This is a genomic window from Pseudomonas sp. PA15(2017) (genome assembly GCF_001945395.1).
Lineage (GTDB): Bacteria > Pseudomonadota > Gammaproteobacteria > Pseudomonadales > Pseudomonadaceae > Aquipseudomonas.
In genome coordinates this window covers 25,915-46,150 of record NZ_MSXV01000010.1, presented here as the reverse complement: position 1 = coordinate 46,150, position 20,236 = coordinate 25,915, and the positions used below count along the sequence as shown (strand labels likewise).

The 20,236-nt window shown below is 65.3% G+C and carries 25 protein-coding genes and 1 riboswitch; of the genes, 10 read left to right on the top strand and 15 right to left on the bottom strand.

The genetic code is table 11. The features are described 5' to 3' along the window. Nucleotides 1-107 precede the first annotated feature (107 nt). A complete protein-coding gene (locus tag BVH03_RS04120; RefSeq protein ID WP_075959994.1) occupies nucleotides 108-1,382 on the top strand; it encodes a sodium:proton antiporter in 1,275 nt (424 codons plus the stop codon). A gap of 33 nt (nucleotides 1,383-1,415) precedes the next feature. Here BVH03_RS04120 and BVH03_RS04115 read toward each other — a convergent pair whose 3' ends face one another. From BVH03_RS04115 to nrdR, 11 genes are all read right to left on the bottom strand, one after another. Next, nucleotides 1,416-2,060, bottom strand: a complete 645-nt coding sequence (locus BVH03_RS04115; protein WP_075959993.1) for a TIGR02281 family clan AA aspartic protease — start codon at nucleotides 2,058-2,060, stop codon at nucleotides 1,416-1,418. A 15-nt stretch (nucleotides 2,061-2,075) separates the two neighbouring features. Beyond that, nucleotides 2,076-2,798: an ABC transporter substrate-binding protein gene (locus BVH03_RS04110; RefSeq protein WP_075960125.1), complete on the bottom strand. Its 723-nt coding sequence runs from the start codon at nucleotides 2,796-2,798 to the stop codon at nucleotides 2,076-2,078. Between the two features lie 14 nt (nucleotides 2,799-2,812). Beyond that, nucleotides 2,813-3,346 carry a phosphatidylglycerophosphatase A gene (locus BVH03_RS04105; RefSeq protein ID WP_075959992.1) on the bottom strand — a complete coding sequence of 178 codons (534 nt, stop codon included), beginning with the start codon at nucleotides 3,344-3,346 and terminating at the stop codon, nucleotides 2,813-2,815. Next, nucleotides 3,339-4,304 (bottom strand): thiamine-phosphate kinase, encoded by a 966-nt coding sequence (thiL, locus tag BVH03_RS04100; RefSeq protein ID WP_075959991.1) that lies wholly within the window; start codon nucleotides 4,302-4,304, stop codon nucleotides 3,339-3,341. Before thiL ends, BVH03_RS04105 begins: the two co-directional genes overlap by 8 nt. Nucleotides 4,305-4,309: 5 nt before the next feature. After that, nucleotides 4,310-4,789 carry a transcription antitermination factor NusB gene (gene nusB / locus BVH03_RS04095; protein ID WP_075931541.1) on the bottom strand — a complete coding sequence of 160 codons (480 nt, stop codon included), beginning with the start codon at nucleotides 4,787-4,789 and terminating at the stop codon, nucleotides 4,310-4,312. After that, nucleotides 4,786-5,262, bottom strand: coding sequence for a 6,7-dimethyl-8-ribityllumazine synthase (gene ribE, locus BVH03_RS04090; RefSeq protein WP_075931540.1), 477 nt, complete (start codon nucleotides 5,260-5,262; stop codon nucleotides 4,786-4,788). The genes nusB and ribE overlap by 4 nt, the downstream gene beginning before the upstream one ends. A gap of 98 nt (nucleotides 5,263-5,360) precedes the next feature. Continuing rightward, nucleotides 5,361-6,452 (bottom strand): bifunctional 3,4-dihydroxy-2-butanone-4-phosphate synthase/GTP cyclohydrolase II, encoded by a 1,092-nt coding sequence (ribBA, locus tag BVH03_RS04085; protein WP_075959990.1) that lies wholly within the window; start codon nucleotides 6,450-6,452, stop codon nucleotides 5,361-5,363. 13 nt (nucleotides 6,453-6,465) lie between these two features. Beyond that, nucleotides 6,466-7,128, bottom strand: a complete 663-nt coding sequence (locus tag BVH03_RS04080) for a riboflavin synthase (protein WP_075935372.1) — start codon at nucleotides 7,126-7,128, stop codon at nucleotides 6,466-6,468. 12 nt (nucleotides 7,129-7,140) lie between these two features. Next, nucleotides 7,141-7,602 (bottom strand): 6,7-dimethyl-8-ribityllumazine synthase, encoded by a 462-nt coding sequence (locus BVH03_RS04075; RefSeq protein ID WP_075959989.1) that lies wholly within the window; start codon nucleotides 7,600-7,602, stop codon nucleotides 7,141-7,143. 92 nt (nucleotides 7,603-7,694) lie between these two features. Next, nucleotides 7,695-7,989: riboswitch (FMN riboswitch) on the bottom strand. A 599-nt stretch (nucleotides 7,990-8,588) separates the two neighbouring features. Next, nucleotides 8,589-9,707 carry a bifunctional diaminohydroxyphosphoribosylaminopyrimidine deaminase/5-amino-6-(5-phosphoribosylamino)uracil reductase RibD gene (gene ribD, locus BVH03_RS04070; RefSeq protein WP_075959988.1) on the bottom strand — a complete coding sequence of 373 codons (1,119 nt, stop codon included), beginning with the start codon at nucleotides 9,705-9,707 and terminating at the stop codon, nucleotides 8,589-8,591. A 1-nt stretch (nucleotide 9,708) separates the two neighbouring features. Beyond that, nucleotides 9,709-10,173: a transcriptional regulator NrdR gene (nrdR, locus tag BVH03_RS04065; protein WP_013789794.1), complete on the bottom strand. Its 465-nt coding sequence runs from the start codon at nucleotides 10,171-10,173 to the stop codon at nucleotides 9,709-9,711. A gap of 150 nt (nucleotides 10,174-10,323) precedes the next feature. On the opposite strand from nrdR, the gene BVH03_RS04060 reads away from it, so the two are divergent. Genes BVH03_RS04060 through trxA form a run of 3 tightly spaced genes read left to right on the top strand, consistent with a single transcriptional unit; the run spans nucleotide 10,324 to nucleotide 12,343 of the window. Continuing rightward, nucleotides 10,324-10,761: a YbaY family lipoprotein gene (locus BVH03_RS04060; protein ID WP_075959987.1), complete on the top strand. Its 438-nt coding sequence runs from the start codon at nucleotides 10,324-10,326 to the stop codon at nucleotides 10,759-10,761. Next, nucleotides 10,758-11,411: a 50S ribosomal protein L11 methyltransferase gene (locus BVH03_RS04055; protein WP_075959986.1), complete on the top strand. Its 654-nt coding sequence runs from the start codon at nucleotides 10,758-10,760 to the stop codon at nucleotides 11,409-11,411. The genes BVH03_RS04060 and BVH03_RS04055 overlap by 4 nt, the downstream gene beginning before the upstream one ends. Nucleotides 11,412-11,470: 59 nt before the next feature. Further along, nucleotides 11,471-12,343, top strand: a complete 873-nt coding sequence (trxA, locus tag BVH03_RS04050; protein WP_075959985.1) for a thioredoxin — start codon at nucleotides 11,471-11,473, stop codon at nucleotides 12,341-12,343. Nucleotides 12,344-12,515: 172 nt separating this feature from the next. On the opposite strand, the gene BVH03_RS04045 is transcribed toward trxA, so the two are convergent. Further along, nucleotides 12,516-12,875, bottom strand: a complete 360-nt coding sequence (locus BVH03_RS04045; RefSeq protein WP_075959984.1) for a hypothetical protein — start codon at nucleotides 12,873-12,875, stop codon at nucleotides 12,516-12,518. 129 nt (nucleotides 12,876-13,004) lie between these two features. On the opposite strand from BVH03_RS04045, the gene BVH03_RS04040 reads away from it, so the two are divergent. The 5 genes from BVH03_RS04040 (at nucleotide 13,005) to BVH03_RS04020 (ending at nucleotide 17,099) form a co-directional block, all read left to right on the top strand. Beyond that, nucleotides 13,005-13,592: a DUF2796 domain-containing protein gene (locus tag BVH03_RS04040; RefSeq protein ID WP_075959983.1), complete on the top strand. Its 588-nt coding sequence runs from the start codon at nucleotides 13,005-13,007 to the stop codon at nucleotides 13,590-13,592. 128 nt (nucleotides 13,593-13,720) lie between these two features. Further along, complete coding sequence (locus BVH03_RS04035; protein WP_027904598.1) at nucleotides 13,721-14,428, top strand: ABC transporter ATP-binding protein; 708 nt, start codon at nucleotides 13,721-13,723, stop codon at nucleotides 14,426-14,428. Between the two features lies 1 nt (nucleotide 14,429). Next, entirely contained in the window at nucleotides 14,430-15,692 is a 1,263-nt protein-coding gene (locus tag BVH03_RS04030) for an ABC transporter permease (RefSeq protein WP_075959982.1), read from the top strand. 57 nt (nucleotides 15,693-15,749) lie between these two features. Further along, a complete protein-coding gene (locus BVH03_RS04025; protein WP_075959981.1) occupies nucleotides 15,750-16,271 on the top strand; it encodes a DUF3299 domain-containing protein in 522 nt (173 codons plus the stop codon). A gap of 135 nt (nucleotides 16,272-16,406) precedes the next feature. Continuing rightward, nucleotides 16,407-17,099 (top strand): OmpW family protein, encoded by a 693-nt coding sequence (locus BVH03_RS04020; protein ID WP_075959980.1) that lies wholly within the window; start codon nucleotides 16,407-16,409, stop codon nucleotides 17,097-17,099. A gap of 168 nt (nucleotides 17,100-17,267) precedes the next feature. Here BVH03_RS04020 and BVH03_RS04015 read toward each other — a convergent pair whose 3' ends face one another. Further along, entirely contained in the window at nucleotides 17,268-18,197 is a 930-nt protein-coding gene (locus tag BVH03_RS04015) for an NAD-dependent epimerase/dehydratase family protein (RefSeq protein WP_075959979.1), read from the bottom strand. Then, nucleotides 18,190-19,074, bottom strand: coding sequence for a sugar nucleotide-binding protein (locus BVH03_RS04010; protein ID WP_075959978.1), 885 nt, complete (start codon nucleotides 19,072-19,074; stop codon nucleotides 18,190-18,192). Before BVH03_RS04010 ends, BVH03_RS04015 begins: the two co-directional genes overlap by 8 nt. A gap of 245 nt (nucleotides 19,075-19,319) precedes the next feature. On the opposite strand from BVH03_RS04010, the gene BVH03_RS04005 reads away from it, so the two are divergent. Continuing rightward, nucleotides 19,320-19,667: a hypothetical protein gene (locus BVH03_RS04005; protein WP_075959977.1), complete on the top strand. Its 348-nt coding sequence runs from the start codon at nucleotides 19,320-19,322 to the stop codon at nucleotides 19,665-19,667. 60 nt (nucleotides 19,668-19,727) lie between these two features. On the opposite strand, the gene BVH03_RS04000 is transcribed toward BVH03_RS04005, so the two are convergent. Continuing rightward, nucleotides 19,728-20,228 carry a single-stranded DNA-binding protein gene (locus tag BVH03_RS04000; protein ID WP_075959976.1) on the bottom strand — a complete coding sequence of 167 codons (501 nt, stop codon included), beginning with the start codon at nucleotides 20,226-20,228 and terminating at the stop codon, nucleotides 19,728-19,730. Between the last annotated feature and the right edge of the window lie 8 nt (nucleotides 20,229-20,236).

Sequence of the window (20,236 nt, the reverse complement as noted above, 5' to 3'; positions counted from 1 at the left end):
ATGGCCCGCCAGGCCCATGGCGTCACACATTCAGTTACAAGCCAGGTATCATCAGGGCTCCAGGGTGTTCGTCAGGATGGCGAACATCAGCCGCCAAAGGAGACCCCGTGCTCGACCTCGTTGCCGCCTTCATCGTCCTCACCACCCTGCTCACCTACGTCAACTACCGCTTCATCCGCCTGCCGCCAACCATCGGCGTAATGGCCACCGCGCTGATCTTCTCGCTGATCGCCCAGGGCCTGAGCCAGCTCGGTTATCCACTGATCGAGATCGAGGCGCAGGAAATCATCCGCCGCATCGACTTCTCCGACATCCTGATGACCTGGTTCCTGCCGGCCCTGCTGTTCGCTGGCGCCTTGCACGTCGACCTGCACGACTTGCGCAGCTACAAATGGCCCATCGGCCTGTTGGCCACCTTCGGCGTGCTGATCGCCACCAGCGTGATCGGCACGTTGGCGTTCTACATCTTCGCCCTGTTCGGCTGGCACGTGGACTTCATCTACTGCCTGCTGTTCGGCGCGCTGATCTCGCCGACCGACCCGATCGCGGTGATGGGGATTCTCAAGTCGTCCGGCGCGCCGAAACCGCTGGCCACCACCATCGTCGGCGAGTCGCTGTTCAACGACGGCACCGCGGTGGTGGTGTTCACCATCCTGCTCGGCATTCTGCAACTGGGCAGCACGCCGACCCTGGGTACGGTGAGCTGGCTGTTCGTCCACGAAGCGGTGGGCGGCCTGCTGTTCGGCGCCGCGCTGGGCTATGGCGTGCTGCTGATGCTGCGCAGCATCGACCAGTATCAGGTCGAGGTGATGCTGACCCTGGCGCTGGTATTCGGTGGCGCGGCACTGGCGGCGCGGCTGCACGTTTCCGGGCCGATCGCCATGGTGGTGGCCGGCCTGATCATCGGCAACCTGGGCCGCAAGCACGCCATGTCGGACGAATCGCGCCGCTACGTGGATGGGTTCTGGGAGCTGATCGACGAGATCCTCAACGCCCTGCTGTTCGCCCTGATCGGCCTGGAGCTGCTGCTCCTGCCGTTCTCCTGGCTGCACATCATCGCCGCTTTCGTGCTTGGCGGCGCAGTGCTGGTAGCGCGCCTGCTGACGGTGGCCCCAGCGGTGTTGGTGATGCGCCGGCGTGCCGGTGGACGCCGCCAGGTGTCCCACGGGGCGATCCGCATCCTCACCTGGGGTGGGCTGCGCGGTGGCGTGTCGGTAGCGCTGGCGCTGTCATTGCCACTCGGCGAGGAACGCGACCTGCTGCTGAGCCTGACCTACATCGTCGTGCTCACCTCGATCCTGCTACAGGGCTTGTCCATCGGCCCGCTGGTCAGCCGGCTATACCGCGGTACGCCACAAACCACCAGCGACGACTCGCATTGAGAAAGCTGCGGTGCCCGCTCCGGGCGCCGCGATTCAGATGCGCGACTCGAGCACCAGCAGGTTGTTCTCCACCCGCCAGCCAACGCGATTGAGAAAGCTCATACCCAGCAGCGCTTCGGTGGGCGAGGCGCCCTCGAGCACCACTGCCTCGACGCCCATGACCTGCAGGGAGCCGACGCTGACCTTGTCGAGGGTCACCCGCCAGCCCCGAGCCGTGCCGCTGGCAGTACTGACCTGGATCGGCTGGCCGCTGGTGCGGTAGTCGATGCCCAGGCGGCGGGCGTGATTTTCATTGAGAGCCACCGATGTGGCGCCAGTATCGACCAGAAATTGCTGGGCGCGGCCATTGATCGCGCCTTCGGCCCAATAGTGGCCGCCATTGCTGCGGGCGATGCTGAGAGTCTGTTTCTGAGGCGCCGCAAAACCCTCGGTGTTGTATTCGCGGCTCAGGCCGTAGCTGCGTTCCACGCCATCGACGCGCAGCACCGCGCTGCGGCTGTCGACGCTGACAACCTGCACGCCGCCGGGGCCGGTCTGACCGACGCGTACCAGCTTGCGCTGACCGTCGACCGAAACCACCGCCGCGCCGGGAAACAGGCCGACCACCTGAACCGGTGTGGCTGCCAGCAATAGCGGCGCAGCCAACAAGCCTGCCATGACCATCATCACTCGACGCATCCGTGCCTCTCCCGGCTATTCGAAAGGATAATGCTGGCCCCAGCGCTCGAAAACCGCGCGCAACTCGTCTTTTTCGACCAGCTCGGCCATGCGCTGATCGAACAGCTTGGCCAGCGCGCGTCCACGCGGCGTGTCGGAAAAGCCGATGTAAAGCGGCAGGCGCAGCAGGTCGGTCACCCGGTACTTGCCGGGATCGGTGGCGCCGGCGAGGGTCTGTTCGACCTCGGGACGGGCATCGATGTAGTAATCGGCATGGCCCTGATCGAGCATCGACAGGATACCGCTGCGCCGCTGCAGCTCGTTGTAGTGGGTGAGCCCGGGGATGTAGCGCTGGTACTCGTAACCGCGCATCCACACCAGACGCGAGCGACGCAACTCGGCCTGATCCGGCGCGGCCTTGGCCGCCAGGCTCAGGGCGCTGATCAGGTCGGAATCGTAGTGCCAGCTCGGGTACACCACCCCGCCGCTGACCTCGTTCTGGTAGGAAGCGACCCAGGCGTCCGCCTCACCGCGCTTCACCAGGCCGATGGAGCGGGTGTAGGGCACGATCTGCATCTCCAGCTTGACGCCAGCGGGCTCGAAGACCATGCGCAGGATGTCCCAGGACATACCGGTACCGTCGGGGTTGATGCGATCGACCCACACGTCGCTGGCCATACGGATGCTAGCCGGTACGTCACTGCTCGCCTGAGCGCAGACACCGAAGGACAACAACAGAGCCAGCCATAGCGCACGCATCATGTGTCTCCCGATCAGCCAAAGCCCAGGCTGGTGGCCAGGCCATTGGCCCAGCCCCAGACGAGCAGCTGCATGGCCAGCCAGGCGAAGACTCCGGCCAAAACGTCGTCGAGCATGATGCCGAAACCGCCGTGCACGTGGCGATCGATCCAGCGGATCGGCCACGGCTTGAGAATGTCGAAGAAGCGGAACATCAGGAACCCCACCAGCACCCAGCCCCAGCCCTCGGGTACCAGCCACAGGGTGATCCACATGCCGACCATCTCGTCCCAGACGATGCCTTCATGGTCATGCACGCGCAGGTCGTCGGCAACCTTGCCGCACAGCCATACGCCGAACACCATCGTCACACCCAGCAGCAGCCAGTAGCCCCAGTCCGGCAGCATCTGCCACAGCGGGATGAACGGCACGGCGGCCAGCGAGCCCCAGGTACCCGGCGCCTTGGCGATGGTGCCGGTGCCGAAGCCGAAGGCCAGAAAATGCCACGGGTTGCGCCACACGGAAGGTGGCACGAACTCGGCGGGGACTTGCTTGGGATGATCAGTCACGGTGCATTCCGAAATGTTGGTAGCCACTGTACCGTGGCTCGATGGCGTGGCCGCTGGCGTCCAGCAGGTGCACGCCCTGTCCGGCCTCGACCCGACCGATCACCTGTACAGGCTGGCCCATGGTGCGCAGCGCGTCCAGTTTCTCGACGGGCAGGGTAAAGGCAAGCACGTAGTCGTCGCCACCCCCAAGCGCCAGCTGACGTGCGCTTTCATCATCCACGCAGGCCAGCAGAGCGGCCGACAGCGGCAGGCGCTGCTGCTCGACGAACAGCGCGACGCCGGACGCCCGGGCGATGTGCCCGCAGTCGGCGAGCAGGCCGTCGGAGATGTCCAGCGCAGCCGTGGCCATGCCACGCAGGGCCTGTCCCAACTGCAGTTGCGGTGCCGGTGACCAGTAATGCGCCAGCAGCTCGGCAGTGCCCGGCTGCTCGGCCCGCTCGCCCAGCACGAACGGCAGCGCGCCGGCCGCATTGCCCAACGGGCCGCCGACGCACAGCAAGTCGCCCGGGCGGGCACCCGCGCGGGTCAGCGCCTGGCCAGCCGGAACGCGGCCAAAGACGGTGAGGGTCAGGCTTAGCGGCCCGCGGGTGGTATCGCCACCGACCAGACGCACGCCACATTGACGCGCCATGCTTTCCAGCCCGGCCGTGAATTCGGCCAGCCAGTCGGGGGAAACCTCGGGAAGGGTCAGCGCCAGAGTGAACGCCAGGGGCGCAGCGCCCATGGCGGCCAGGTCACTGACCGAAACGGCCAGGGCGCGCTGGCCGAGCAGGCGTCCCGGCGCGTTGGCCGGAAAATGCACGCCAGCGACCAGGGTGTCGGTGGACACCGCCAGTTGTTCGCCAGCGGGCACCTCGAGCAGGGCGCAGTCGTCGCCGATTCCCAGCACTACACCATCGCCCACCTGTGCACAGGCGGCTGCGGCGAAGTAATGACGAATCAGCTCGAACTCGCCCAAAACACTCAGCGCTTGTTGAAGTCGCGGACTTCGTCGGCGCGCAGGGTCGGCGCCAGCTTGTCGAGCACGCCGTTGACGAACTTGTGACCGTCGGTGGCGCCGAACACCTTGGCGAGTTCGATGCCTTCGTTGATCACCACGCGGTACGGCACGTCGATGCGGTTACGCAGCTCGTAGGTGGACAGGCGCAGGATGGACAGCTCGACCGGGTCGATCTCGTCCAGCGGGCGGTCGAGCAGCGGTTCGAACAGGCCGTCGATCTCGCTCTTCTGGCGCGGCACGCCGTGCAGGATCTCGTGGAAGTAGGCGCCGTCGACCGCACTGAAATCGTTGTCGACGCGGAACTGCGCCTCGATCTCGTTGAGCGCCTGGCCCGCGATGTGCCAGGAATACAGGGCCTGCATGGCCAGGGTGCGTGCCTGACGGCGAGCCAGCAGCTTGGGGCTCGGGCCTTTCTTGGCTGGCTTGTTGTCGTTCTGGCTCACTTGGCCTCCAACTGCGCCAGCAGGCTGACCATTTCCAGAGCGGACAGGGCAGCTTCGGCGCCCTTGTTGCCGGCCTTGGTGCCGGAACGCTCGATGGCCTGCTCGATGGAGTCGACGGTCAGCACGCCAAAGGCGACCGGCACGCCGAACTCCATGGAGACCTGGGACAGGCCCTTGGTGCACTCACCGGCCACGTATTCGAAGTGCGGGGTGCCGCCACGGATCACTGCGCCGAGGGCGATGATGGCGCTGTACTCGCCGCGCTGGGCGACTTTCTGGGCGACCAGGGGAATCTCGAAGGCACCCGGAGCGCGGATGATGGTGATGTCGTCTTCGCTGATGCCGTGGCGAACCAGGGCATCGACCGCGCCGCTGACCAGGCTTTCGACCACGAAGCTGTTGAAGCGGCCGACCACCAGGGCGAAGCGGCCCTTGGGAGCGATGAAAGTACCTTCGATGGTCTTGAGTGTCATAGCGAGTTCTCGAGCTGTCTTTAAAGAGCCAGGGCCTGCCATGGCAGGCCCCGAAAATATAGGCGATGGGAGCCGAGGCTCCATCGCGGTCGCCGCGCTTATTTGGGCGGCAGGTATTCTACAACTTCCAGGTCGAAACCGGATATCGCGTTGAACTTCATCGGCGCGCTCATCAGGCGCATCTTGCGCACGCCGAGGTCACGCAGGATCTGCGAACCGGCACCGACCGTGCTGTAGGTGCTCGGCATCTTGCTGGTGCTGGCGCCGTCCGCTTCGCGGATATGCGCCAACACCTCGTCGCCGCCCAGCGAATGGCCGAGCAGCAGCACCACGCCGCTGCCGGCCTCGGCCACTTCGGTCATCGCCGCGCGCAGGCTCCAGCGCCCCGGCTGACGCACCATCAGCAGGTCGCGCATGGGGTCCATGTTGTGCACGCGCACCAGGGTCGGTTCTTCGGCGCAGATGGTGCCCAGGGTTACGGCCATGTGCACGTCGCCTTCCACCGAGTCGCGGTAGGTCACCAGGTTGAACTGGCCCACTTCGCTGTCCAGCGGCTGCTCGGTGATGCGCTGCACGGTGCGCTCGTGGAGCATGCGGTAGTGGATCAGGTCGGCGATGGTGCCGATCTTGATGCCGTGCTTGGCGGCGAATTCTTCCAGCTCCGGGCGACGGGCCATGGTGCCGTCGTCGTTCATGATCTCGCAGATCACCCCGCTCGGCTCGAAGCCGCCCATGCGCGCCAGATCGCAGGCCGCCTCGGTATGGCCGGCCCGGGCCAGCACGCCGCCGGGCTGGGCCATCAGCGGGAAGATGTGGCCAGGGCTGACGATGTCTTCGGCCACCGCGTGCCTGGCCGCCGCGGCCTGCACGGTACGTGCGCGGTCGGCAGCGGAAATGCCGGTGGTGACGCCTTCGGCCGCCTCGATGGACACGGTGAACTTGGTGCCGAAACCGGAGCCATTGCGCGGCGCCATCAGCGGCAGCTTGAGGGTTTCGCAGCGCTCGCGGGTCATCGGCATGCAGATCAGGCCGCGGGCGAAGCGGGCCATGAAATTGATGTGCTCGGCGGTCACGCATTCGGAGGCGATGATCAGGTCACCTTCGTTCTCGCGGTCTTCGTCATCCATGAGGATGACCATCTTGCCGGCGCGGATGTCCTCGACCAGCTCTTCGATACTGTTGAGTGCCATGGTGGCGGTGTCCTTAATGCTTCAAGTAGCCGTGTTCGGCGAGAAAACCTTCGGTCAGCCCGGAGCTGCTTGGCTCGGCGGCCTTGTCACCGAGCAGCAGGCGCTCCAGGTAACGGGCCAGCAGGTCGACCTCGAGGTTGACGCGACGCCCGGGGCGGTAGTCGGCCATGATGGTTTCGGCCAGGGTGTGCGGCACGATGGTCAGTTCGAACTCGGCGCCGTCGACGGCGTTGACCGTCAGGCTGGTGCCATCGACGGTGATCGAGCCCTTGTGGGCGATGTACTTGGCCAGCTCGCGCGGCGCGCGCACCTTGAACTGGATGGCGCGGGCATTCTCTTCGCGGGAGACGATCTCGCCAACGCCGTCGACGTGCCCGCTGACCAGGTGGCCGCCCAGGCGCGTGGTCGGCGTCAGGGCCTTTTCCAGGTTGACCCGGCTGCCGCTCTTCAGGTCGATGAAGGCGGTACGCGCCAGGGTTTCACGGCTGACGTCGGCCCAGAAGCCGTCACCCGGCAGTTCGACGGCGGTCAGGCACACGCCGTTGACCGCAATGCTGTCGCCCAGGACGACGTCGCCCAGATCCAGCTTGCCGGTCTTCACGTAGACCCGCACATCACCGCCCTTGGGCGTGATGGCGGCGATGCTGCCGATGGATGCGATGATTCCGGTGAACATGAGAACTCCTCGTCAGACCGGCAATTCTTTGAGTTTGCGCAGCGTGTCGGCGCAAGTGCGCGCCGCTTCGGCGCCCTTGACCAGAAAATGCTCGCGGAAGAACGTCTGATGCTCTTCGCCGGCATGGAAATGATGGGGCGTGAGCACCGCCGAGAACACCGGCACGTCGGTGTCCAGTTGCACCTGCATCAGGCCCTCGATCACCGCCTGGGCAACGAACTCGTGGCGATAGATACCGCCATCGACCACCAGCCCGGCAGCGACGATGCCGGCGTAGCGGCCGCTGTTGGCCAGGCGCTTGGCGTGCAGGGGGATCTCGAAGGCGCCGCCGACTTCGAAACAATCGATTTCGCTGGCCGCATAACCCTGGCGCTGCATTTCTTCGATGAAGGCGTGACGCGACTGATCGACGATTTCGCGGTGCCAGCAGGCCTGCACGAAGGCGACCCGACGTACGCTGTTAGAGATGGACATGTTCGACTCCTGTTTATGGTTAAAACAGGGCAGCTTGGATCGATAGGGATGGTACGGACATGCAGCAGCACGAGGGCTGCCTGACCAGGCAATCCCGCTCTCTCTTCATCCGGACTATACCGTCGGCCCCGGAATCGCACCGGGTCTGCTCGTCCCCGGGCGGCTGGTGCCGTACCGGGCGCTCGCGGGCTAGGTAGAACCTGAGTTTAGATCTCGCGAACTAGCGCCAGACAAGGCGAAATTGGGCGAGGGCGCGGAGTTTACAGGCTGTAAATGAGCAGCCCGAGCCCAATTTCAACGCCGTATGGCCGACGCGCAGCAGATCTAAAACAGGTTCTTGACACCATTACCGCCGGTGGGGAATTACACCCCGCCCTGAGAACGTGTGGCTGCTTGTCGCAGCCGACAGGCGTTTTACCACACTTGCCGCGCCAGCGCACGGCGGCTCTGCCCAAGAGCATGTTCACGATCTTCGTGCCGGGCTTCAGTTATTTGACTGCAGCGTGACGGGAGCGGCCGATCGGCCGCTTTGCCTTTTGGTGCTCCTCATGCCACAAAATTGGCAGGCGACACCAATCGCCCCTTCAGGAGGCCGATCGTAATCGTCGTGGAAAGGGTTGAGCGGCATGGATGCCGCGAGAGCCGCGATGGGCCAGGGATGGCCCTTCGAGGCGTGCCCTCGGAGCGATGATGGAGCGAGGGAACCCCAGCGAAGCTGGGGCCGTATGCTGGGGCTAGACCTTTTGGTTTCTTTTGGCGGGGCCGGCCATCCGGGCGATGCCAAAAGAAACCCGCTCGGCAGAGCGGAACCGGACGTATGAGCAACGCGATAACGATGGAAAACCACAGCTCACGTATCGCATGTGGGGCGCAAAGAGTTCGCGGCTAAAGCCTCTCCTACCCAATCGCTGAGTGTCCGCTTCTGCCTTGTAGCTGCCCGTACACATGCCCAGAAAGATCGAGAACGGACTCCAGGCGATGCGCATTCAGCTAGAACGATCGGGCACGGCGATGATGCGCCAGTCGTCGCCAACGGCGCGCATGTCGACGATCTTCAGGGCTGGCGCTTCGGCCATGCGCGCCAGCGGCAGGTCGAGCAGCGGCCGCGCGCTGGAGCCGAGGAACTTGGGCGCGACGAACAGTTGATACTCGTCCACCAGCCCCAGCCGGGCAAAGGCACCCGCCAGTTTCGGCCCGGCCTCGACCAGCACCTCATTGGCGCCACGCGAGGCCAGCTCCAGCAGCAATTTGCGCAGGTCGACATGGCCGTTGCTACCGGGTATGGCCAGCAATTCGTGGCCGTCATCCAGATAACGACAGCGCGAGGTGGCCGCCGCGCAGGTGGCGACCAGCGCCGGGCCGGCCTGGAAGAAGGGTGCGCTGAGTGGCACCCGCAGGCGCCCATCGACCAGCACGCGCAGCGGCGACCGCGCTTGAGCCAGGGCAGTCAGCTCGGCACCCAGGCCCAGCTCGTCGGGGCGGACGGTGAGGCGCGCGCCATCGGCCAGCAGCGTATCGGCGCCACTGAGCACCACGCTGGAGCGCGCACGCAGGCGTTGCACTGCGGCACGCGCCGCCGGCCCGGTGATCCATTGGCTTTCGCCACTGGCCATGGCGGTGCGCCCGTCCAGGCTCATCGCCAATTTCACACGCACCAGCGGCAGGCCGCTTTCCATGCGTTTGATGAAGCCCGCGTTGAGCGCTCGCGCCTCAGCCTCTAGCACGCCGCCCTGTACGGAAATACCGGCGTTCATCAGGCGCAGCAAACCGCGTCCGGCTACCTGGGGATTGGGATCCTGCATGGCCGCGACCACTCGCGTCACACCAGCCGTGACCAGTGCATCGGCGCAAGGCGGTGTACGACCATGGTGGCTGCATGGCTCCAGCGTGACGTAGGCGGTGGCGCCACGGGCCTTGTCACCGGCCTGGCGCAACGCGTGCACCTCGGCGTGGGGTTCGCCGGCCTTGGCGTGCCAGCCTTCGCCGACGACCTTGCCGTCACGCACGATCACGCAGCCGACACGCGGATTGGGATGGGTGGAATACAGGCCCTTGCGCGCCAGCTCGAGGGCCCGCGCCATGAATGCGTGATCGTTGCTGCTCATCTCAGTCCTGGTTCGGCTCGCGGGAAAGGCGGTCGATTTCCTCACGGAATTCGTTGAGATCCTGGAATCGGCGGTACACCGAGGCGAAACGAATGTAGGCCACCTCGTCGAGCTTCTGCAGCTCGGTCATCACCAGCTCACCGAGCACCAAGGACTTGACCTCGCGCTCGCCGGTGGCGCGTAACCGATGCTTGATGTGAGCGATGGCCGCTTCCAGCCGCTCGACGCTGACCGGACGCTTTTCCAGCGCGCGCTGCATGCCGGCCCGTAGCTTGTCCTCGTCGAAAGGCTGACGACTGCCGTCCTGCTTGATCAGGCGCGGCATCACCAGCTCGGCGGTTTCGAAGGTGGTGAAGCGCTCGCCACAGGCCAGGCATTCGCGGCGACGGCGCACCTGATCACCCTCGGCGACCAGACGCGAATCGATGACTTTGGTGTCGTTGGCGGAGCAGAACGGGCAATGCATGGCTGAAAACGGTCGCAGGCGATAAAGCCCGCATGGTAGCGCATCCGCGCGGCCCGGCGCCAAGCGCGCGGACGCAGGCGGCGCTTTCCTTTGCATTAACCGCCGGCTATGGCGAGAATCCGAGCATTGCCCGTCTGCCAGGATCATCCGATGCCATTGCGCCCGCTTGCCCCGCTCTGCCTAGTCGCCCTGCTCGCCGCCTGCGCCGGGGAAACGCCGCCACCCGCTCCGCCCGCCCCGCCTGCGGTCAAGAGCGAGCAACCGGCACCGACGCCGGCTCATCTGCGCGAACTCACCGGCACCCTGCTCGACGTACCTGCCGGCGCCGATGTGGAACTGGCGCTGCTAACCATCAGCGACCGCGGTCTGCCGCACAAGCTGCTCGGCAACATCCAGTTGCGTGGCACCGGCGCGCCCCTGCCGTTTCGCCTGCAGTTCAACCCGGAGAATTTCCACCAGGGCATTCGCGTCGAGCTACGCGGCCGGGTGCATCAATCCGGCAAGCTGGTGCTGCACATGCCGAGCCAGCTGATCCGCGAGCCGCAAAGCCAAACCCTCGGTGAAGTCCGCGTGACCCCAGCGCTGTGACGCCACCGTCGCACCTGCAGACCGCTCTGGACGAATTGCTCGGCGATGCTCGGCTGACCGTCACCACGCTGCCAGGCACCGACCTGCGCCTGTGGCTGATCGACCCGGCGAACATGGACCGCTGCTTCAGCCCCGAAGAGACCCGGCGCATTCTCGAAGAACCGCCGTACTGGTGCTTCTGCTGGGCCAGTGGCCTGGTGCTGGTCGACTGGCTGGCGCGCCATCCCGAGTGGGTGCGCGGCAAGCGCGTGCTCGACCTGGGCACCGGCTCCGGCGTGGCGGCCATCGCGGCCGCCCGCGCGGGCGCTGCGCAGGTGGTGGCCTGCGACCTGGATCCCCAGGCGCTGGCGGCCTGCCGCGCCAACGCTGCACTCAATGAAGTGGCGCTGGCCTACTCGAGCGACCTGCTCAGCGAACCCCGCGACTATGATCTGGCGATCGTCGCCGATGTGCTCTACGACCGCAGCAACCTGCCGCTGCTCGACCGGGTGCTCGAGCACGCCCGCGAGGTTCTGGTCGCCGATTCACGAGTGCGCGACTTCAACCACCCGCGCTACCAGCGCATCGCCGCTCTGGAGGGCTGCACCTGGCCCGACCTGGCCGAACCGGAAGCCTTCCGCTACGTCAGCCTGTATCGCGGGGCCTTGTAGCCTTGCGGCGGCGACCACATTTATAGTCACACCACTTTTCGCGCGGACAGAGACCGACCATGAGCGACACCCCCTACATCTTCGATATCAATGGCGCCGCCCAATTCGAGCAACTGGTGATCGAGAATTCGTTCAGCAAGCCGGTGCTCGTCGACTTCTGGGCCGAGTGGTGCGCCCCCTGCAAGGCGCTGATGCCGGTACTGGCGCAGATCACCGAGGGTTACGCGGGCGAGCTGCTGCTGGCCAAGGTCAACTGCGACATCGAGCAGGATATCGTCGCGCGCTTCGGCATTCGCAGCCTGCCGACCGTGGTGCTGTTCAAGAACGGCCAGCCGGTCGACGGCTTCCAGGGCGCCCAGCCGGAGTCGGCGATTCGCGCCCTGCTGCAGCCCCATGTCGCCGAACCACCGGCGCCCCAGGCCGATTTGCTGGAAGTGGCCCAGACGGCCTTCGCCGACGGCCGCATCGGTGAAGCCGAAGCCGCGCTCAAGGAATTGCTGACGGAAAACAACGAGAACGCCGCCGCGCTGATTCTCTACGCCCGCTGCGTGGCAGAACGGGGCGAGCTGAGCGAGGCCGAGCAGGTGCTGGGCGCCGTGAAAGGTGATGAGCACAAGCAGGCACTCGCCGGTGCCCGGGCGCAGATCACCTTCCTGCGCCAGGCTGCCGACCTGCCGGACGCTGCCACCCTGAAAAGCCGCCTGGCGCAGAACGGCGAGGACGACGAAGCGGCTTATCAACTGGCCATCCAGCAGCTCGCTCGCCAGCAATACGAGCCGGCGCTGGACGGGCTGCTGAAGCTGTTCGTGCGCAATCGCAATTACGCCGACGGCCTGCCACACAAGACCCTGCTGCAGGTATTCGACCTGCTCGGCAACGATAACCCGCTGGTCACCACCTACCGTCGTCGGGTCTACCAGGCGCTGTATTGAGTCTTTCAAGCGTGCCCGCTGACGTAGCCTGGCGTTGAGCGCAGCGATACCCAGGGCACCCATCAGCACGTAGCCTGGGCGAGAGCCATTTTCCCGGGTATCGCTGCGCTCAACTGCGGACTACAGGTGCGCCCCGTGCCGTGCGTGAATACGCTACTTGCCCGCCTCAACCCTAGGCTTCTGGCTGCCCAACCCAGCAGTAAACCGGCGCATCGGCGCCGGTTTCCATGCGCACCTGGTCACAATGGCGCAAGCGGACCAGCAGGCGCTTGCCCGCCACTTCACCGCCGGCCAGCGCCGCCAGTTGCGCCATGAGCTGGGGCCCTTCGATACGCCCGGCGCGGCGTAACAGCTCCAGTACCGTCTGCCATTGGCCATCTTGATCCGCCTGCGCCGGGGCTGGCGCCACTGCAGTCGGTACCTGCCCTGGAGGCACCGTCACTGCCGCCGCCAACTGCGCCCAATCCTGCGGATCAAGGTCCACTGTCAGATCCACCGGCCAATCGCCGATCCGCCCGCGAATACGCACCATGCCTTTCTCCATCCAATCGATGCACCATGCTCCCACGGGCGGCCAGGCAAACCAAGCTGCTCTACCACCCCACATAAATTTGTTATAACGTATCAATCCATTCCAGCACTCACCCGACCGGAGCCTCCCATGCGCCACCTGCTGCTCGCCCTGCCCTTCGCCCTGTTGCCCCTGGCTGCTGCTCAGGCCCACGATCATGATCATGATCACGGCAGCCTTGGCAAACACGAACACGGCGTCGCCACGCTGAACGTGGCGCTGGAAGGCAGCACCCTGGAAATCGAACTGGAAAGCCCGGCCATGAACATCGTCGGCTTCGAGCATGCAGCCACCAGCGATGCCGACAAGAAGACCCTCGCCGCCGCCCGTGCGCTGCTTGAAAAACCCTTGGCCCTGTTCGGCCTGCCCTCCGCTGCCGGCTGTACTCTGAGCGAACACGAAGTACGCAGCCCGCTGTTCGGCAACGCCAAAGCCGACCACGACCATGGCCATGACCACGGCAAGCATGCTGACGGCGACGACCATCACCATGAGCACAGCGATATCGATGCCGACTACAGCTTCACCTGCAAACAGCCGGGTGAGCTGAAAACCCTCGACCTGTCGGCGTTCTACAAGCAATTCCCGGCCACCGAGAAGATCAACGTGCAGCTGATCGGTCCGAGCGGCCAGCAGGGCGTCGAGTCGACCCCAGCCAACCCGCGCCTGACATTCTGAGCGACCACGGGGATGCCGCCACAAGGCGGCATCCGCCGTTACACACGTTCGGCAACACCCTCTGGCTCAGCATTTCGTGGCCATGACTGGCACACTTGCTGCCTTTCCCTCCAGCGCCAGCAGTCCCCATGACCACAGCACTGATCGAACTCACTGACCTCGGCTTCGCCTGGCCCGGCCAGGACGAGCTTCTGGACATCCCCCATTTTCACCTGCAACGCGGTGAGACCCTGTTTCTCAAGGGCCCCAGCGGCAGCGGCAAGACCACCCTGCTCGGCCTGCTCGGTGGCGTGCAGAAACCTGGCCGTGGCACCATCCGCCTGCTCGGCGAAGACCTCGCCACGCTCTCGGCGGCGCGTCGGGATCGCTTTCGCGTCGACCACACCGGCTACATCTTCCAGCAGTTCAACCTGCTGCCATTCTTGAGCGTGCGCGACAACGTCGAGCTGCCGTGCCGCTTTTCACGCCTGCGGGCCGAGCGTGCCGCCCAGCGCTACGGCAGCGTCGACCAGGCCGCCGGCAAGCTGCTGGAGCACCTGGGCCTGCGCCCGGAGTTGCTCGAACGCCGCGCCGACTCGCTGTCCATCGGCCAGCAGCAACGCGTCGCTGCCGCCCGCGCGCTGATCGGCCAACCGGAGCTGGTGATCGCCGACGAGCCGACCTCGGCGCTGGATGCCGATGCCCGCCAGGCATTTCTCGAGCTGCTGTTCGGCGAATGCCGCGACGTCGGCGCCAGCCTGTTGTTCGTCAGCCATGACCAGAGCCTGGCCGCACTGTTCGACCGCAGCCTGTCGCTGGGTGAACTCAACCGCGCCAGCAAGCCCCAGGAGGTCTGAAGTGTTCCTGTTACGACTCGCCCTGGCCAGCCTGACCAACCGCCGTTTCACCGCCCTGCTCACGGTATTCGCCATCGCCCTGTCGGTGTGCCTGCTGCTCGCGGTGGAGCGGGTGCGCACCGAAGCGCGCGCCAGCTTCGCCAACACCATCAGCGGCACCGACCTGATCGTCGGCGCCCGCTCCGGCAGCGTCAACCTGCTGCTCTACTCGGTGTTCCGCATCGGCAACGCCACCAACAACATCCGCTGGGACAGCTTCGAGAAGCTCGCCGCGCACCGCCAGGTCGACTGGGCGATCCCCATTTCCCTAGGCGACTCGCACCGCGGCTATCGAGTGATGGGCACCGACGAGGGCTACTTCGACCACTACCATTACGGCCGTGGGCAATCCCTGCAGCTGGCCCAGGGCGAACGCTTCCACGACCTGTTCGACGTGGTGCTCGGCGCCGAGGTAGCCCGGGCACTGAACTACAAGCTGGGCGACCAGCTGGTGCTGTCCCACGGCGTGGCGACGGTCAGCCTGCAGCAGCACGACGACAAGCCGTTCGTGGTCAGCGGCATCCTCGCCCGCACCGGCACGCCGGTGGATCGCACCCTGCACATTTCCCTGGAAGGCATGGAAGCGCTGCACGTCGACTGGCAGAACGGCGTTCCCGCTCGCGGCGCCGGCAAGGTCAGCGCCGAGCAGGCGCGGCATATGGACCTGCAGCCCAAGGCGATCACCGCGGCGATGCTCGGTTTGAAGAGCAAGATCGCCACTTTCGCCGTGCAGCGCGAGGTCAACGAATACCGCGGCGAGCCGCTGCTGGCGATTCTCCCCGGTGTCGCCCTGCAGGAGCTGTGGAGCCTGATGGGCACGGCTGAAAAGGCGCTGTTCGTGGTCTCGCTGTTCGTGGTGCTGACCGGGCTGATCGGCATGCTCACGGCGATTCTCACCAGCCTCAATGAGCGGCGCCGGGAAATGGCCATCCTCCGTTCGGTCGGCGCGCGGCCCTGGCACGTCGCCAGCCTGCTGGTACTCGAGGCATTCTCGCTGGCGGTGGCTGGCGTGGTGGCCGGCACGGCGCTGCTGTATGCCGGCATCGCCGCTGCGCAAGGCTACGTGCAGGCCAACTATGGCCTGTATTTGCCGCTCAGCGCACCAACGCCCTATGAGTGGAAGCTGCTCGGCGCTATTCTGGCGGCCGCCCTGCTGATGGGCTGCGTGCCGGCCTGGCGTGCGTATCGGCAGTCGCTGGCCGATGGGCTTTCCATTCGGCTGTGACTGCGCGAAGCCGGGCCTGATCAGCCCGGCTTCGTTTTCCAATTCAAAGGTAGTGTCATGCGTCGCGCCCTGCTTACCGCTCTGCTCCTCACCCTGGTTTCGCCGCTCTGGGCTGCCGAATTGCGTACCCTGAACTGGCAGGAGCTGATCCCCAAGGACGCACCGCCACAGGTGCCGCAGATGACGCCGATGCACGACATGTCGCAGTTGGGCGACGCGTTGTCCGAGGGCGGTGCCGCCTCGTTGCAACAGTTCCCGTCGGCGCCGGTGGTCAAGGAGATGGACGGCCAGAACGTCAAGATCCCCGGTTACATCGTACCGCTGGACGTCACCGAAGAAGGCCGCGTAACCGAGTTCCTGCTGGTGCCCTACTTCGGCGCGTGCATCCACGTGCCGCCACCGCCGTCCAACCAGATCATCCACGTCAACACCGAACTGGGCGTGTTGCTCGACGCGCTGTACCAGCCCTTCTGGGTCGAAGGCCCGCTCAAGGTCGAGCACAGCAGCAGCGAACTGGCCGAGGTCGGCTATCAGCTGGCGGCGGACAAAATCTATTCCTACGAACTACCGGCCAATTAGGGTCTGTTGACGCGTATCGTGACAAACCGTCGCACCCTTGCTTAGCCAGCCATTGAGCTGAGTCAACAGGCGCTGCGCCCACCGCCTTACCCTGACGCCATCCGAGATGATTCGAATGACCGTTAGGAGTTCACCATGTACAAGTCGCTGTTCTCTGCCTCGCTGATCGCCCTGGCGCTGGCGGCTCCCGTTGCCCAGGCGCACCAGGCCGGTGACATCCTCGTGCGCGCCGGCGCCATCACCGTCAATCCCGATGCGGACAGCTCCTCGGTCAAGGTCGACCGCGGCGGCCTGGCGGGCACCGATCTGGGCGGCAAGGCGACCATGAGCAGCGACACCCAGCTGGGCCTCAACTTCGCCTACATGCTGACCGACCATCTGGGCGTCGAACTGCTCGCCGCCACGCCGTTCGAGCATGACGTGAAGATCAAGGGCACCGTGCTGGACGCTGCCAACGGCAAACTCGGTACCCTCAAGCACCTGCCACCGACCCTGAGCCTGGTGTACTACCCGCTCAACGCCAAGTCGGCCTTCCAGCCCTACGTCGGCGGCGGCATCAACTACACCTGGATCTACGACGAACACGTGGGCAGCGGCGCCTCGTCAGCCGGTTTCGACAACTTCCGCGCCAAGAACTCCTGGGGCCTGGCCTGGCAGATCGGTGCCGACTACATGCTCACCGACAACCTGATGATCAACGCCCAGGCTCGCTACATCGACATCGACACCACCGCCTATGTGGACAACACCGCCCTGGGCGTGCGCGCCAAGGTCGACGTGGATGTGGATCCGTTCGTGTACATGGTGGGGCTGGGTTACAAGTTCTAAGGACCGCTCGAAGGTGCGGGCTGACAGCGATCAGCTTTTTGTGGGAGCGGGCCATGCCCGCGAATTGGCGGGCATGGCCCGCTCCCACAGGAACAGCGTTCAGTCTGCGGGCCACACGAGCGAAAAAAGCCGGCATTGCCGGCTTTTTGCTGTTCTGCAATTAGCGCCTCAACTGTTGAGCAGTGCCGCCAGCCCATCACGCAGCGACGTCTGCACCGGCAGCCGGTACTCGTTCGCCAGGTGGCCATTGTCGGCACGGGAATGGCGGATATCGCCGGCTCGTGCGTCCAGATGCGTCACCGGCGGCAGGCCGCCGAGCAGCTCACCGATCTGCGTCAGCAACTGCTTGAGGCTTACCGACTCGTTCCAACCGACGTTCACCGCGCCAGCAGGCGGCTGCTTGGCATCCAGCGCCTGCAGCAGCAGTGCGACCAGATCGGCGACGTAGAAGAAATCCCGGGTCTGCTCACCGTCACCGAACACGCTGATCGGCAGGCCCTGCTGGGCGCGCTGGGTGAAGATGCTGATCACCCCCGAATAGGGCGAGGATGGATCCTGGCGTGGGCCGAACACGTTGAAGAAACGAAAAATCGCCGGCTCCAGACCATGCTGACGCGCATAGAACTCCAGGTAGTGCTCGCTGGCCAGCTTGTCCGACGCGTAAGGCGTCAAAGGTGCCTTGGCGGTGGCTTCGTCGATGGCCACGCCTTCGCCATTGTTGCCATACACCGCGGCGCTGGAAGCGAACACCACGCGACGCACGCCGTGCTCGCGCATGGCTTCACAAATGTTCAGGGTGCCGATGAAGTTGCTCTGGTGGGTGCTGACCGGATCGTCCACCGAAGCCTGTACCGACGCCACGGCGGCCAGGTGCACAACGGCGCTGCAGCCAGCCACCGAGCGACTGACCAGTGCCGCATCGGCTACGTCGCCTTCGATGAAGGTCAGGCGAGCATCATCGAGCGGCAGGTTGCTCAGCTTGCCCATGGACAGGTTGTCCAGCACACGCACGCTGTGCCCGCGCGCCAGCAGGGCATCGACCAGGTTGGAACCAATGAAACCGGCACCGCCGGTGACGAGAATGGGTTGATCAGACATGGCGGTAATATTGCTCCAGCAGGCTCGGCAGGCCAGCACGCCAGGCGCGCGGCTTGACGCCGAAGGTGTGAAGGATCTTCTTGCACGCCAGTACGCCGTGCTGCGGCTCTTCCGAGGCATCGCCCCTGGCGGCGTGGGCCTGCCCGCAGATCTCTTCCAGCAGGTTCTGGCGCAGGTGCCGGGCCTCGCTGAGCATCGCCTGGCCCAGCGCCAGCGCCGTGGTCGCCTCGTGGCCGCCGTAGTGATAGGTGCCCCACAACGGCGCGGCGCAGTCGAGCTGCTTGAGCACGGCGAGAATCACCCGTGCGGCATCGTCCACCGGCGTCGGGTTGCCACGTCGGTCATCGGCCAGGTACAGCGCCTTGTCACGCTCGGCGCGCACCAGAAAGCGTGCCAGCAGGCCGTCCGGGCTGTCGTCGAGGATCCAGCCGAAGCGCAGCAGCACGTGACGCGGGCACAGGGCACGCACGCTCTGCTCCATGCGCACCAGCACCTGGCCGCGCATGCTCAGCGGCTGGGTTTCGTCCTTCTCGTTGTAGGCGGTCGCCCGCGCGCCATCGAACACCCGGTAACTGGACGGCTGCAGCAGGCGAATGTCGTGGTGCTGGCAGAGCTCGGCCAGGCGCTCGACAGCGCGCTCCTGGGCGGCGAAACGCTCTTCGCTGACCTTGGAGGCCTGAAACCAGTCGAAATAATAGGCGAGGTTGATCACCGCATCAGGGCGGGTATCGTCGACCAACTGAGTGAGGCTGGCGGCATCCCAACCCTGGGCAGGCGGGCGCGGGGCGAGGAAACCGATATCTTCTTCGGCCCCCAGGCGAATCAACGCCCGACCCAGCGTACTGCCACCACCCAGCAACAACAGGCGCATGCGCATAACGAAACTAGAAGCTCCACAATCAGATTTGAGCCGACACCCGGCAACGGTGCCTGGGTAGTCGACTCTTGGCAGAGCCCGAACGGTTCAGCCCCATGGCCTGCATTTTGCTGTTTTTACCCCGCGGCGTCACCACCGGGCTTCATCTTGACGCACCAGCGCCCGGCGAAGGCACGCAGTGGGCAACCCTGCGGCGCGATGCGGGTCTCAATGGCGAGCCGATAGAGAAGCGAAGGAAGAGAAACGTGAGAAAACTGCTGTTCCTGGCCTGCTGTGCGGTACTCGCCTACGGCCTGTTCCGCCCTGAGCCACCACCCGACCTGTTCGACGAGTCGGACAAATTCCTCCATCTGATCGCCTTTGGCGGCCTGTCTCTGGTTACCCGTATCGCCTTTCCCAGCACGCCCGGCTGGCTGCTATGGCCGCTGCTGTACATCCAGGCGCCGCTGCTGGAATGGTTGCAGCATGTGATCCAGCCGGTACGCGAGTTCAGCCCGCTGGACGTACTGGCCAACCTCTGCGGCATCAGCCTGGCGCTGGTGCTGTGGATCTGCCAGGGCCTGCTGCGCAAGCATTTCTTCAAGCCGGCCTGAGCCGCGTCGGCAGAAATGAAAAGGCCCCGCAGTGCGGGGCCTCTTGCTGTCAGCTGACGATCAGAACGGAATGTCGTCGTCGAAGCTGTCGTAGTCCTGGGCAGGCTGCGGCTTCTGCTGCTGTGGCGCGGACTGGCGCGGCGCTTGCTGCTGCGGCTCGCGCTGCGGTGCCGGGCGCGACTGACGCGGAGCGGAATCACCGCCGCCGGCGTTGTCCGGACGACCGCCGAGCAGCTGCATGGTGCCCTGCATGTCGACGATGATCTCGGTGGTATAGCGCTTCACGCCATCCTTTTCCCACTCACGGGTCTGCAGCTTGCCCTCGATATACACCTGGGAGCCCTTGCGCAGGTACTCACCAGCGATCTCGGCGACCTTGCCGAACAGCGACACACGGTGCCACTCGGTTTTCTCGACACGCTGACCGCTCTGCTTGTCCGTCCACTGTTCGCTGGTAGCCAGGCTCAGGTTGGTCACGGCATTGCCGCTGGGCAGATAGCGCGTTTCCGGATCCTGTCCGCAGGTACCGACCAGAATGACTTTGTTAACCCCACGGGCCATAACGCTCT

Bases quoted from the DNA above. Each gene is read 5' to 3' on its own strand.
- BVH03_RS04000 (WP_075959976.1), bottom strand. From the start codon at position 20,228: ATGGCCCGTGGGGTTAACAAAGTCATTCTGGTCGGTACCTGCGGACAG.
- BVH03_RS04110 (WP_075960125.1), bottom strand. From the start codon at position 2,798: ATGCGTGCGCTATGGCTGGCTCTGTTGTTGTCCTTCGGTGTCTGCGCT.
- ribD (WP_075959988.1), bottom strand. From the start codon at position 9,707: ATGAGCAGCAACGATCACGCATTCATGGCGCGGGCCCTCGAGCTGGCG.
- BVH03_RS04010 (WP_075959978.1), bottom strand. From the start codon at position 19,074: ATGCGCATGCGCCTGTTGTTGCTGGGTGGTGGCAGTACGCTGGGTCGG.
- BVH03_RS04020 (WP_075959980.1), top strand. From the start codon at position 16,407: ATGTACAAGTCGCTGTTCTCTGCCTCGCTGATCGCCCTGGCGCTGGCG.
- BVH03_RS04015 (WP_075959979.1), bottom strand. From the start codon at position 18,197: ATGTCTGATCAACCCATTCTCGTCACCGGCGGTGCCGGTTTCATTGGT.
- BVH03_RS04075 (WP_075959989.1), bottom strand. From the start codon at position 7,602: ATGTCCATCTCTAACAGCGTACGTCGGGTCGCCTTCGTGCAGGCCTGC.
- BVH03_RS04045 (WP_075959984.1), bottom strand. From the start codon at position 12,875: ATGGTGCGTATTCGCGGGCGGATCGGCGATTGGCCGGTGGATCTGACA.
- BVH03_RS04115 (WP_075959993.1), bottom strand. From the start codon at position 2,060: ATGCGTCGAGTGATGATGGTCATGGCAGGCTTGTTGGCTGCGCCGCTA.
- BVH03_RS04080 (WP_075935372.1), bottom strand. From the start codon at position 7,128: ATGTTCACCGGAATCATCGCATCCATCGGCAGCATCGCCGCCATCACG.
- BVH03_RS04060 (WP_075959987.1), top strand. From the start codon at position 10,324: ATGCCATTGCGCCCGCTTGCCCCGCTCTGCCTAGTCGCCCTGCTCGCC.
- trxA (WP_075959985.1), top strand. From the start codon at position 11,471: ATGAGCGACACCCCCTACATCTTCGATATCAATGGCGCCGCCCAATTC.
- ribE (WP_075931540.1), bottom strand. From the start codon at position 5,262: ATGACACTCAAGACCATCGAAGGTACTTTCATCGCTCCCAAGGGCCGC.
- BVH03_RS04025 (WP_075959981.1), top strand. From the start codon at position 15,750: ATGCGTCGCGCCCTGCTTACCGCTCTGCTCCTCACCCTGGTTTCGCCG.
- ribBA (WP_075959990.1), bottom strand. From the start codon at position 6,452: ATGGCACTCAACAGTATCGAAGAGCTGGTCGAGGACATCCGCGCCGGC.
- BVH03_RS04035 (WP_027904598.1), top strand. From the start codon at position 13,721: ATGACCACAGCACTGATCGAACTCACTGACCTCGGCTTCGCCTGGCCC.
- nrdR (WP_013789794.1), bottom strand. From the start codon at position 10,173: ATGCATTGCCCGTTCTGCTCCGCCAACGACACCAAAGTCATCGATTCG.
- BVH03_RS04040 (WP_075959983.1), top strand. From the start codon at position 13,005: ATGCGCCACCTGCTGCTCGCCCTGCCCTTCGCCCTGTTGCCCCTGGCT.